Source organism: Bacillus sp. FSL W7-1346 (assembly GCF_038593335.1).
Taxonomy (GTDB): Bacteria; Bacillota; Bacilli; order Bacillales; family Bacillaceae; genus Bacillus; species Bacillus altitudinis.
On the sequence record NZ_CP151988.1, the window covers coordinates 1,585,488 to 1,597,564 of the forward strand.

The window sequence follows — 12,077 nt, forward strand, 5'->3', positions numbered from 1 at the left end:
AGAACAGGCATGTCAGCAAGAGATTTATCTGTTTTATTCAGTGTTATTTTAATCGTGGCGATGCTGGTCATACCGTTTCCGCCCGTCCTATTAAGTATTTTAATCATTATTAATATTTCTCTTGCGCTTATCGTGCTTCTCACCACAATGAACATGCAAGAACCACTGCAATTTTCCATTTTTCCATCGTTACTTTTGCTCTTAACACTGTTTCGTTTAGGGCTTAACATCTCTACAACCCGTTCTATTTTATCAACTGGAGATGCTGGTAAGGTTGTAGAAACGTTTGGATCATTTGTTGTTGGGGGCAATATACTCGTTGGTCTGGTTGTCTTCCTTATTCTGATCATTATTCAGTTTGTTGTCATCACGAAAGGGGCGGAGCGTGTATCAGAGGTTGCGGCCAGATTTACACTCGACGCGATGCCAGGTAAACAGATGAGTATTGACGCAGATTTGAATGCAGGAATGCTGACAGAAAGTGAAGCTAGAAACCGCCGTGAAAAAGTAGCAAGAGAAGCAGACTTTTATGGTGCGATGGATGGTGCAAGTAAGTTCGTTAAAGGGGATGCCATCGCAGGTATTATCATCGTTATTATCAATATTATTTTTGGAATCATTATTGGGATGATTCAGCAAGGAATGTCGATTCAAGAATCAGCTTCCCACTTTACTCTTTTAACAGTAGGGGACGGAATTGTGTCGCAAATCCCTGCACTTCTCATCTCAACAGCGACAGGGATTGTTGTCACGAGAGCGGCTTCTAACGGAAACCTTGGTTCAGACATTACGGGTCAGCTCTTTGCCTTCCCTGCCATGCTTTACGTCACAGCAGGTACGATCTTCCTGCTTGGTTTGTTTACGCCAATTGGCGTACTTTTGACAGGGCCGATCGCAGGTTTACTTGCACTCGGTGCGTACATGATGTCGAAAAACAAACAGGATCAAGAAGAGATTGAAGAAGTACTGGAAGAACAGGCAGAGGTAGAAGAGATGAAAAGTCCAGAAAGTGTCATTCATCTCCTGCAAATGGATGCCATTGAATTTGAATTTGGCTACGGATTGATTCCACTTGCAGATGCCAATCAAGGCGGAGACCTGCTAGACCGAATTGTGATGATCAGAAGGCAGCTTGCTCTTGAACTAGGTCTTGTCATTCCAGTTGTCCGTATTCGAGACAACATTGCGCTGAACCCGAATGAATACAGGCTCAAAATAAAAGGGAACGAAGTGGCAAAAGGAGAGCTGCTGCTTGATCATTACTTAGCGATGTCCCCAACGCCTGATGATGATCCGATTGAAGGAATTGAAACAATCGAACCATCCTTTGGTCTGCCGGCAAAATGGATATCAGAAGCAGAAAAAGATCAGGCTGAAATGCTTGGGTATACAGTGGTCGATCCAGCATCTGTTGTGTCTACCCACATCACAGAGAAGATTAGACAAAACACCCATGAACTGCTTGGACGCCAAGAAACGAAGCAATTAATCGATCATCTGAAAGAAAGTTATCCAGTTTTAGTAGATGAGGTAACACCGAATCCACTAGCAGTCGGGGATATCCAAAAAGTACTTGCAAAGCTTCTGAAAGAAAAGGTCTCCATTCGAAACCTTGTGACCATTTTTGAGACCCTTGCAGACTACGGAAAATTAACGACTGATACTGACTTGCTAACAGAGTATGTTAGACAGGCACTTGCAAGACAGATTACTGCACAGTATGCAAGAGAAAATGAATCACTGAAAGTCGTGACATGCTCAGGCCGAGTCGAAAAGGTGATTGCAGACAGCGTGCAGCAAACGGAGCATGGGAACTACTTATCGTTAGATCCAGAATCCTCTGAAAGTGTGATTCAATCAGTGGCGAGAGAAATTGAACAGCTTTCGCTTCGTCAGGAAACGCCGGTTCTATTATGCTCACCTCCTATAAGAATGTACGTCAAACAGTTGTTAGAAAGATATTTCCCAGATTTACCGGTACTATCTTATAACGAACTAGAAGCAAATGTGGAAGTACAGAGCATCGGAGTGGTGGATATCTAATGAAAATGAAAAAAATCACAGCGAATTCTATGCAGGAGGCAACGATCCAAATCAGGCAGCAGCTTGGGAAGGATGCCGTCATATTAAATTCGAAAACCGTTGTCAAACGAAAGCTGTTCGGTTTAAAGAAACAGCAAATGGTCGAAGTGATTGCAGTGCTGGATCAAGATTTTGAAGAAAGAGCCGGTAAAGGATTACAACCAGCAGCTGCGCCTATCCCGGTGTTACCGAAAAAGGAGCAGATTCAACATCTTACGCAAGAGCTGTCGGCTGCCACTCAAGCAGTTAAAGCAGCGCCTTCTCATTCTCAGCCTTTAGAATATGCAAGAAACGAACGCCATGCCGGGATCTTGCCGGATTCTCTCATGAAAATGGATCAAAAGCTAAAGGATCAAGGTCTTGATGATGAGATTCGAGATGAGTGCTTAAAGGGTCTTTTAACAAAAGGTGCTGTGAAAGAAGAGCAGATTGAAAAAGAACTTGAAAAACTACTCACAGGGATGCTGCCGGCTCACACTTCTGATGAGCCGATGATTCGTTCGAAATACATTGTGTTGTTTGGTTCAACTGGTGCTGGTAAAACCACAACGATTGCAAAGCTTGCTGCGAAAACAGCCATTCAGCAGCAAAAGAAAATTGCTTTTATCACAACAGATACGTACCGGATTGCAGCGATTGAACAACTAAAAACATATGCTGAACTGCTGAATGCACCTCTTGAAGTTTGTTATTCAAGAGAGGACTTTGTGAAAGCACAGCAGACCTTTAAAGACTATGATCATATTTTCATCGATACAGCAGGCCGTAACTTTAAAGAAGAGGCGTACATCAAAGAGCTGACAGATATCATTCCATTTGATGAAAGCATTCAAAGTTTTCTCGTCATGAGTGCGACATCGAAATATCAAGATATGAAAGCCATGGTCAATCGATTTGAACATGTTCCAATCGATCAATTTATTTTCACAAAAGTTGATGAAACAGACACGATGGGAACGATCTTTCAAATCATTGCAGAATCTCAAATCGGGCTAGGGTTTTTAACAAATGGCCAAAATGTGCCTGAGGATATTCTTGAGAGTTCCCCCCTTGATTTGACAAGGATGGTCTTACAATGATGAAGCCTGACCAAGCCGAAGGTTTAAGAAAGCTTGTTCAGCAGAATCAACTGATTGTACCGAACTCTCTTCGTGCGAATGGACAGGCGAAAACCATTGCTGTCATGAGCGGTAAAGGCGGAGTAGGTAAATCGAATTTGACGCTGAATATGGCACTGTCTATCGCAAGTACGGGCAAGCAAGTGCTCATCATCGACCTCGACTTTGGCATGGGGAATATTGATATTTTACTAGGGAAAACATCGACCAGCTCTATATTAGACGTGCTTGTTAGAAAAAAATCCTTCCAAGCGGCTATGACAAAAGGAACGGACAATCTGTATTACATTTCTGGCGGAAGCGGGCTTGAACAGCTGTTTTCTTTAGACAAAGATCAATGGTCGTTCTTTTTAGAAGAGATGGAGAAAATATTGAATGACTTTGATTGTATATTCTTTGATATGGGTGCAGGATTGTCAAAAGATCAACTCCCTTTTGTCTTATCGGCAGGTGAGGTGGTCGTTGTGACAACGCCAGAACCAACATCCATCATGGATGCATACAGCGCAATTAAGCACTTAGCCATTCATCAGTTTGAACAGTCTGTTCAAATCATTGTCAACCGGTGTAAAACCCCTTCGGAAGGATCTGAAACGTACCGGAAATTAGCGGGAGTAGTGACGTCATTTCTACACCGAAAGCTTGTGTTTGCTGGTGCGGTACCTGATGATCCTGCTGTTCCTAAAGCAGTCACTGAACAAATACCATTTTATATGAAACAGCCTCATTCAAGGCTAAGTAAAACCATTAAAATGCTGGCTGAAACACTTTATCATCAGCAGATAAGAGAGGCACAGAGAGAGCAGCATACGTTTATAGATAAGTTGTCCTCTTTTTTTAAAAGGAGGAAGGTGGACTCATGATTAGAGTGCTTGTAGTAGATGACTCGGCTTTTATGAGAAAACTCATCAGTGATTTCCTAAGTGCCGAGCAAGAAATTGAAGTCGTCGGAACGGCGAGAAATGGAGAAGATGCCTTAAAACGGATTAAGGAATTGAATCCAGATGTTGTCACACTTGATGTGGAAATGCCTGTTCTAAATGGAACAGAAGCATTAAAACAAATTCTGGCTGAACACGACCTTGCTGTGATTATGGTGTCAAGCCAGACGAAGCAAGGGAAGGAATTAACCATCCATTGCTTAGAACTCGGTGCTTTTGACTTTGTGACAAAGCCTTCAGGAAGTATTTCGCTCGATTTACACAAAGTAAGAGGTCAAATTGTAGAGCGGGTACTTGCGGCAGGCCTGTCTAGAAAACGTACTGAGAAACAAGTTTCTCCTAAGCCGTTCATGAAGCCGCCAAGTCCAATTCCAGCGGCCGCTCCCCGCCTGCAAGAAGTAAGAAGCGGCTCATCACTCCGAAAGATTATTTCAATCGGAACTTCTACGGGAGGGCCTAGGGCGCTTCAACGAGTCGTCACGAAGCTGCCAAAAGACATAGAGGCGCCGATTTTGATTGTGCAGCATATGCCGGCAGGATTTACGGCATCGCTGGCTACTAGATTAGATCATTTATCACAAATTACAATCAAAGAAGCTCAAGATGGAGACATCGCTAAAAATGGAGTGGCTTACATAGCTCCTGGTGGATTGAATATGTCACTTCATGAACAAGGGGCAGCTTTAGTGATCAGGCTGTCCCCAGAAGACACTGACAGCCGTCACAAACCTTCTGTTAACTATTTATTTGAATCCATCAGCAACATAAAAGGTTACGAGAAAATCGCTGTCATTATGACAGGAATGGGTAGTGACGGCACAGAAGGTGTCAAAAAAATGGTCGCAAGCGGTCATACAAAAGTCATTGCAGAAAAAGAAGAATCATGTGTTGTTTTCGGAATGCCTAAATCAGTCATTAAAGCAGGCCTTGCACATGAAACAAGGCATGTGGATGACATCGCACATGCAATTATAAGCTCCATGAAAAAAGAGAGGGCGTGAACACGTTGGATGTAAACCAATACTTAGATATCTTTTTAGATGAAAGCAGAGAACACTTACAAACTTGTAATGAAAAACTTCTTGAATTAGAAAAGAACCCAACAGACTTGCAGCTAGTGAATGATATATTCAGAGCCGCTCATACACTGAAAGGCATGAGTGCAACGATGGGCTTTGATGATATGGCTCAATTAACACATCATTTAGAAAACATGTTTGATGCCATCAGAAACGAACAAATGATTGTCACTCCTGAATCAATGGATACGATGTTTGAAGCACTCGATCACCTTGAAGCAATGGTTCAATCGATTGCAGAGGGCGGGGATGGAAAACGTGATGTCACGGAGATTAGTAAAAAACTAGATGTGACAGGAAGCCATGCAGAAACAGCATCTGCCGTTGAGACTGCTGAAGCATCATCAGCTGCAAGCGACCTAGACTATAACGAATTTGAACGAACAGTTCTTGATGAAGCGAGAGAACAAGGCTTTAAATGTTATGAGCTGAACGTGACATTAAGTGACGCATGCTTATTAAAAGCCGTTCGTGTCTATATGATTTTTGAAAGACTGAACGAAGCAGGAGAAGTTGTCAAAACGGTTCCGAATGCAGAACTTTTAGAATCAGAAGATTTTGAATCTGAATTCAGCATTTCTTACTTATCGAAACAGCCGATGGAAGAAGTGAAAAAAATCGTGACAGCGATCTCAGAGGTTGAACAAGTGGAGATTTCTGAAGTCTCTGCCTTTGAAGAAGCGGCTCCGGCTGAAACAAAAGCAGAGAAACCTGAGCAGAAAAATGAAGAAGCCGCAGCGCCTGCTGCTAAAGCGCCAGCAAACGATGCGCCAAAAGCAAATGGCAATAACGGTGCAGCTGCCGGCGGAACGAAAACGATCCGTGTCAACATTGATCGTCTAGATTCACTTATGAACCTGTTTGAAGAGCTTGTCATTGATAGAGGGCGTTTAGAACAGATTGCCAAAGAACTTGAAAACAACGAACTCACGGATACAGTGGAAAGAATGTCCCGTATTTCTGGAGACCTGCAATCGATCATCTTAAACATGAGAATGGTGCCTGTAGAAACGGTGTTTAACAGATTCCCACGTATGATTCGTCAATTGACGAAAGAGCTCAATAAGAAAATTGAACTGATCATTGAAGGTGCTGAGACAGAGCTTGATCGAACAGTGATCGATGAAATTGGCGATCCGCTCTTACACTTACTTAGAAACAGTCTCGATCACGGGATTGAATCACCAGAAGAACGTGTGAAAAAAGGCAAACCAGAAAAAGGAACTGTTCTTTTAAAAGCATATCATAGCGGAAACCATGTCTTCATTGAAGTCGAAGATGATGGCGGCGGAATTAACCGTAAAAAGGTCCTTGAAAAAGCATTAGAGCGCGGAGTTATTACAGAAAGAGAAGCGGAAACGCTTGAAGATCACCAAATTGATTCATTGATCTTTGCAGCAGGGTTCTCTACAGCTGATACGATTTCTGATATCTCGGGCCGAGGTGTAGGTCTTGACGTTGTGAAAAACAAGCTCGAATCATTAGGTGGTTCTGTGAGTATTAACTCAACAGAAGGTCAAGGCTCACTGTTCTCAATTCAGCTTCCACTCACATTATCGATCATTTCCGTACTTCTTGTGAAACTAGAGGAAGAAACATTTGCTATTCCGATTTCTTCTATTATAGAAACGGCTGTCATTAAGAAGAGTGACATCCTTCAAACGCATGATCGTGAAGTCATTGATTTCCGTGGATTTATCGTACCGGTTGTGTACTTGAAGAAACAGTTCAACGTACCAAATGCGAATGATTTAGAAGAAGAACTGCACATTATTGTTGTCCGTAAAGGAGACAAGCTAACAGCATTTGTGGTCGATTCGTTTATCGGTCAGCAAGAGGTTGTATTGAAATCACTTGGAGATTACCTACCAAACGTATTTGCGATATCAGGCGCAACAATCTTAGGTGACGGTCAGGTTGCACTCATCGTTGACTGTAATGCACTGATTAAGTAAAAAACAATAGAGGAGCGGTCTGAAATGAGTACAGATATCAAAACTGGCGAAAAGATGATTGTGTTTATCGTAAACAAAAAAGAATACGCCATTTCAGTATCAGAAGTAAAGTCCATTGAAAAATGGCAGCAGCCGACAAGAGTTCCTGGCGTTGCCCCTTATATATGCGGTGTCATTAATCTACGTGGTGTCGTGACACCTGTCATTGACCTTAGAGTGAGACTTGGATCAACTGACAACGAGATTACAGACGAAACAAGAATGATTATTGTACAAGTTGGTGACATTGAAGTCGGCTGGATTGTTGATGAAGCAAATGATGTCATTACTGTTCATCAGGAAGAGGTAGAATCTTCTACTGATACAGCTGAAAAAGAAGGACTGTCATGGGTGACAGGTATTATTAAGCATGATCAGCGCCTATTCAATATCATTCATGCTGGTGCGGTCCTCGACAAGAGCGTGCAAGATGCACCTGTTCATTAAGGGGGATGTGAAATGAGCATTTTCAATGAAATTAAAGATGAACAGCTAGATATATTAAGTGAGGTTGGGAATATCGGAGCAGGCCATGCAGCGTCTGCTCTTGCCAGCCTATTGAATCGCAAAATTGATATGGCTGTTCCTTTTGTCAAAGTTCTCTCGTTTGAAGATTTAATGGATTTCTTTGGTGGAGCAGACCTTCCAGTTGCCAGTATCTTTTTGCGAATGGAGGGTGATCTTACCGGTTCAATCTTTTTCATTATGCCGTTTGAACAAGCTGAACAATTTGTAAGAGAGCTTGTTCAGGACCCAGCATTTGATATTGATACGATTCATGAACACATGCTAGGAACATCAGCGCTTCATGAGTTAGGAAATATTTTAGCAGGCTCTTATTTATCAGCACTTGCCGATTTAACAAAACTGCAGCTTCACCCAAGTGTTCCAGATGTCACGCTCGACATGTTTGGGGCTGTCATTAGTGAGGGATTAATGCAGTTTAGCCCTCTCGGCGATCAGGCGATTGTGATTGATACATCTATTTTTGATGATCAAAATCAGCAAGAGCTGAAAGGAAATATGTTTCTATTACCAGACTTTGAATCGTTTGAAAAACTATTCAAAGCATTAGGTAACCTATAATGAACGTGCAGATTCCGGCAGTTGTAAAGGTTGGTATAGCGGATGTTCAGCTTGTGAAAACACCGGACCGTATTCGGACATCCGGTCTCGGTTCTTGCGTAGGACTTGTCCTTTTTGACCAAGAAAAAAAACTGGCAGGACTTGTCCATGTCATGCTTCCAGACTCCTCTCTTTCAAAAGGAGCGGTAGAGAACTTGGCTAAGTATGCAGATACAGGTGTCAAGCATACAATTGATCTGCTCTTAAAAGAAGGAGCGCGCAAACATGCGCTAAAAGCGAAGCTTGCCGGCGGCGCAGAAATGTTTAAATTTAAGTCAACCAATGATCTGATGAGAATTGGACCTAGAAATGTATCAGCTGTGAAAGAACATCTGTCTCTTCATCATATCCCGATCATTAGTGAGGACACGGGCGGAAACAATGGACGCACGATTGAATTCGATCCGCTTACAACAGAACTTGAGATCCGCACTGTGAAACAAGGCATTATGAAGATATAACTAAGGAAGTATAGGGGGAGAAAGATGCAATCCTTAAATTACGAAGATCAGGCGCTATGGGCTAGATGGAAAGAGTGGAAGGACCCAGCTGCTGGAGATGATCTTATGCGCCGCTATATGCCGCTCGTCACATATCATGTTGGAAGAATTTCCATCGGTCTCCCGAAGTCAGTGCACAAAGAAGACTTGATCAGTCTAGGGATGCTCGGTTTATATGATGCCCTTGAAAAATTTGACCCCGGAAGAGATCTGAAGTTTGATACATATGCATCCTTCAGAATTCGCGGGGCCATCATCGACGGTCTTCGTAAAGAGGACTGGCTGCCTCGTACATCAAGAGAAAAAACAAAAAAAGTAGAAGCGGCAATTGAAAAGCTTGAACAGCGATATTTGCGAAATGTGACACCAACAGAGGTTGCTGAAGAACTCGGCATGAGTGAACAAGATGTGGTCACAACGATGAATGAAGGGTTCTTTGCGAATTTGCTCTCGATTGATGAGAAGCTGCATGATCAAGAAGACGGAGAAAACGTTCAAGTCATGATTCGCGACGAAAAGACTGTGACACCTGAAGAAAAAATGCTGAAAGATGAATTAATTGAACAGCTTGCCGAAAAAATGACAGAGCTTTCGGAAAAAGAAAAGCTTGTGATTAGTCTTTTCTATAAAGAGGAATTGACGTTAACGGAAATTGGTCAAGTGCTTAATTTATCGACCTCCCGCATTTCGCAAATTCATTCAAAGGCATTGTTCAAGCTTAAGCATCTGCTTGATAAAGCCATTCAATCTTAAAGAGTTAGTGAGTGAAAAAATATGCTATGGCTGATTAGCTTTATGCTTCATGCTGCACTTATTTATTTTGTGATCATTTTATACACGAGAATGAATTCGCTGAAGGCAACAGAACAAAAGCAGCGAGAGCTTTTAGAAGAAACGGAAAATACCCTGGCTGCATTTTTGATGGAAGTCAAAGAAGAGAATGAAAAACTATCAAAAGCTGCAGCCACTTCCCCTGATTTTTCTGCTGAAGAGCTGAAATCGGATCTTCAGACACCAAAGCAGCCACAACCACCAATTGAATCCCTGCAATCGGTAGAAAGTGAAGATCCAGTTCCAGAGCACCTGTCGGCTCTCCTTAGCGAAGTTGAGGTGCAGGAAGAGAAGGTAAACGAACCCGTTTCAAGTCTCGAAACAGAAGCTTCTGCGCCTTCTGAAAGTGAAATAGAAGAAACATTTGAGGATCAAGTAAAGGCCTTATATGATCAAGGGCTATCATTAGAAGAAATAGCCAAAGAATTAAAAACGGGCAAGACAGAAATCGAGCTTTTATTAAAATTTAGCGGAAAGCTGTAAAGGATTCTTGATTGTCAGTCCATCATGTGTTATATTATTTCTTGGTGTTAAATACACACGCTTAATGATTCGTATGAAGGTGCTGCCGTGGCGCAGTTTTATGTGAACATGACTTAAGCGGAGGAAAAAAAACCATTATATTAGGAGGCAACAACATGTCAGTTATTTCTATGAAACAATTGCTAGAAGCTGGTGTTCACTTCGGTCACCAAACACGCCGTTGGAACCCAAAAATGAAGCGTTACATCTTTACAGAGCGTAACGGTATCTACATCATCGATCTTCAAAAAACGGTGAAAAAAGTAGAGGAAGCTTACAACTTCACGAAAAACCTTGCTGCTGACGGAGGAAAAATCCTTTTCGTTGGTACGAAAAAGCAAGCACAAGATTCAGTGAAAGAAGAAGCAATCCGTTCTGGTATGTACTATGTAAACCAACGCTGGCTTGGTGGAACATTAACAAACTTTGAAACAATCCAAAAACGTATCAAACGTTTAAAAGATATCGAAAAAATGCAAGAAAACGGTACGTTCGAAGTTCTTCCTAAGAAAGAAGTCGTTCAACTGAAAAAAGAATTAGAACGTCTTGAAAAATTCCTAGGCGGAATCAAAGACATGAAGGGTCTTCCAGATGCACTTTTCATTATCGACCCTCGTAAAGAGCGTATTGCAGTTGCAGAAGCTCGTAAATTGAATATCCCAATTATCGGTATCGTTGACACAAACTGTGATCCAGACGAAATTGATGTTGTGATCCCTGCAAACGATGATGCAATCCGTGCTGTAAAACTTCTAACTGCTAAAATGGCAGATGCGATTCTTGAGTCTAAACAAGGCGAAGAAGAAGCTGTTGTAGAAGAAACGACAGAAACTGAAACAACAACTGCGTAACCTATTCAAAAGGTGATAAGAGGGAACTGCCTTTTATCACCTTTTTTTCACCTAGTAATCCGTGTTTTAACATAGAAGGAGGAAATGTAAAATGGCAATTACTGCTCAATTAGTAAAAGAACTGCGTCAAAAAACTGGTGCAGGTATGATGGACTGTAAAAAAGCGTTAACAGAAACTGATGGTGACATCGACAAAGCAATCGATCTTCTAAGAGAAAAAGGGATCGCAAAAGCTGCGAAAAAAGCAGACCGTATTGCGGCAGAAGGATTAACTCTTATTAAAACTGACGGCAACACTGGCGTTATCCTAGAAGTGAACTCTGAGACTGATTTCGTTGCGAAAAACGAAGGATTCCAAAATCTTCTTAACGAACTTGCTGATCATTTACTTGCTGCGAAACCTGCAACAATTGAAGAAGCACATGCTTCTAAAATGGAAAATGGTTCAACAGTTGAAGAACATATTACTTCTGCAATTGCGAAAATCGGAGAAAAAATTACGCTGCGCCGTTTCTCAGTCATCACAAAAGAAGATAACGCTGCATTCGGTTCTTACTTACACATGGGCGGACGCATCGGTGTATTAGCGGTTCTTAACGGAACAACTGATGAAGAGCTTGCGAGAGACATCGCAATGCACGTTGCTGCTGTAAACCCTAAATACATTTCTCGTGACCAAGTGTCTGAAGAAGAAGCAAACCGTGAGCGTGAAGTATTAACACAACAAGCGCTTCAAGAAGGAAAGCCTGAAAATATCGTTGCTAAAATGGTAGAAGGCCGTCTAAACAAATTCTTCGAAGAAATTTGCTTACTTGACCAAGCATTCGTTAAAAACCCAGATGAAAAAGTGAAACAAGTTGTAGGTGCGAAAAACGCAACTGTTCAAACTTATGTTCGCTATGAAGTGGGCGAAGGTATCGAAAAACGTCAAGACAACTTTGCTGAAGAAGTCATGAGCCAAGTGAAAAAATAATGTTTGAAAAGCTCTCTGGGGCTTTTTTAGGGAGCACAAGCACTGTGTTCCCTATTTTTTA

Annotated in this window: 12 protein-coding genes; all 12 read left to right on the forward strand. The window is 41.9% G+C overall.

Annotation, left to right across the window (positions count from 1 at the left end; all coding sequences use genetic code 11):
- The first annotated feature begins 9 nt into the window (after nt 1–9).
- The 12 genes from flhA to tsf all read left to right on the forward strand — a co-directional run bounded on the left by flhA (nt 10) and on the right by tsf (nt 12,016).
- A complete protein-coding gene (flhA, locus tag NST09_RS08090; protein ID WP_007499573.1) occupies nt 10–2,043 on the forward strand; it encodes a flagellar biosynthesis protein FlhA in 2,034 nt (677 codons plus the stop codon).
- Entirely contained in the window at nt 2,043–3,161 is a 1,119-nt protein-coding gene (gene flhF / locus NST09_RS08095; RefSeq protein ID WP_210552434.1) for a flagellar biosynthesis protein FlhF, read from the forward strand. Before flhA ends, flhF begins: the two co-directional genes overlap by 1 nt.
- Complete coding sequence (locus tag NST09_RS08100) at nt 3,158–4,063, forward strand: MinD/ParA family protein (RefSeq protein ID WP_017359082.1); 906 nt, start codon at nt 3,158–3,160, stop codon at nt 4,061–4,063. The genes flhF and NST09_RS08100 overlap by 4 nt, the downstream gene beginning before the upstream one ends.
- Complete coding sequence (locus tag NST09_RS08105; RefSeq protein WP_008344775.1) at nt 4,060–5,142, forward strand: chemotaxis response regulator protein-glutamate methylesterase; 1,083 nt, start codon at nt 4,060–4,062, stop codon at nt 5,140–5,142. Before NST09_RS08100 ends, NST09_RS08105 begins: the two co-directional genes overlap by 4 nt.
- Before the next feature lie 5 nt (nt 5,143–5,147).
- Nucleotides 5,148–7,175, forward strand: coding sequence for a chemotaxis protein CheA (locus NST09_RS08110; protein WP_007499569.1), 2,028 nt, complete (start codon nt 5,148–5,150; stop codon nt 7,173–7,175).
- 24 nt (nt 7,176–7,199) lie between these two features.
- On the forward strand, nt 7,200–7,661 hold the full coding sequence (locus tag NST09_RS08115) for a chemotaxis protein CheW (protein WP_007499568.1): 462 nt from the start codon (nt 7,200–7,202) through the stop codon (nt 7,659–7,661).
- A gap of 12 nt (nt 7,662–7,673) precedes the next feature.
- Complete coding sequence (locus NST09_RS08120; protein WP_007499567.1) at nt 7,674–8,300, forward strand: chemotaxis protein CheC; 627 nt, start codon at nt 7,674–7,676, stop codon at nt 8,298–8,300.
- Nucleotides 8,300–8,800 carry a chemotaxis protein CheD gene (locus NST09_RS08125; protein WP_007499566.1) on the forward strand — a complete coding sequence of 167 codons (501 nt, stop codon included), beginning with the start codon at nt 8,300–8,302 and terminating at the stop codon, nt 8,798–8,800. Before NST09_RS08120 ends, NST09_RS08125 begins: the two co-directional genes overlap by 1 nt.
- A 24-nt stretch (nt 8,801–8,824) precedes the next feature.
- Nucleotides 8,825–9,592, forward strand: a complete 768-nt coding sequence (locus NST09_RS08130) for a FliA/WhiG family RNA polymerase sigma factor (protein ID WP_007499565.1) — start codon at nt 8,825–8,827, stop codon at nt 9,590–9,592.
- Nucleotides 9,593–9,613: 21 nt separating this feature from the next.
- Nucleotides 9,614–10,153 carry a hypothetical protein gene (locus NST09_RS08135; protein WP_048001563.1) on the forward strand — a complete coding sequence of 180 codons (540 nt, stop codon included), beginning with the start codon at nt 9,614–9,616 and terminating at the stop codon, nt 10,151–10,153.
- 155 nt (nt 10,154–10,308) lie between these two features.
- A complete protein-coding gene (gene rpsB, locus NST09_RS08140) occupies nt 10,309–11,043 on the forward strand; it encodes a 30S ribosomal protein S2 (protein WP_025207335.1) in 735 nt (244 codons plus the stop codon).
- 91 nt (nt 11,044–11,134) lie between these two features.
- Nucleotides 11,135–12,016 carry a translation elongation factor Ts gene (gene tsf / locus NST09_RS08145; RefSeq protein WP_007499558.1) on the forward strand — a complete coding sequence of 294 codons (882 nt, stop codon included), beginning with the start codon at nt 11,135–11,137 and terminating at the stop codon, nt 12,014–12,016.
- Nucleotides 12,017–12,077: the final 61 nt, after the last annotated feature.

Bases quoted from the DNA above. Each gene is read 5' to 3' on its own strand.
- NST09_RS08115 (WP_007499568.1), top strand. From the start codon at position 7,200: ATGAGTACAGATATCAAAACTGGCGAAAAGATGATTGTGTTTATCGTA.
- NST09_RS08105 (WP_008344775.1), top strand. From the start codon at position 4,060: ATGATTAGAGTGCTTGTAGTAGATGACTCGGCTTTTATGAGAAAACTC.
- NST09_RS08100 (WP_017359082.1), top strand. From the start codon at position 3,158: ATGATGAAGCCTGACCAAGCCGAAGGTTTAAGAAAGCTTGTTCAGCAG.
- tsf (WP_007499558.1), top strand. From the start codon at position 11,135: ATGGCAATTACTGCTCAATTAGTAAAAGAACTGCGTCAAAAAACTGGT.
- flhF (WP_210552434.1), top strand. From the start codon at position 2,043: ATGAAAATGAAAAAAATCACAGCGAATTCTATGCAGGAGGCAACGATC.
- NST09_RS08125 (WP_007499566.1), top strand. From the start codon at position 8,300: ATGAACGTGCAGATTCCGGCAGTTGTAAAGGTTGGTATAGCGGATGTT.
- NST09_RS08120 (WP_007499567.1), top strand. From the start codon at position 7,674: ATGAGCATTTTCAATGAAATTAAAGATGAACAGCTAGATATATTAAGT.
- NST09_RS08130 (WP_007499565.1), top strand. From the start codon at position 8,825: ATGCAATCCTTAAATTACGAAGATCAGGCGCTATGGGCTAGATGGAAA.
- flhA (WP_007499573.1), top strand. From the start codon at position 10: ATGTCAGCAAGAGATTTATCTGTTTTATTCAGTGTTATTTTAATCGTG.
- NST09_RS08135 (WP_048001563.1), top strand. From the start codon at position 9,614: ATGCTATGGCTGATTAGCTTTATGCTTCATGCTGCACTTATTTATTTT.
- rpsB (WP_025207335.1), top strand. From the start codon at position 10,309: ATGTCAGTTATTTCTATGAAACAATTGCTAGAAGCTGGTGTTCACTTC.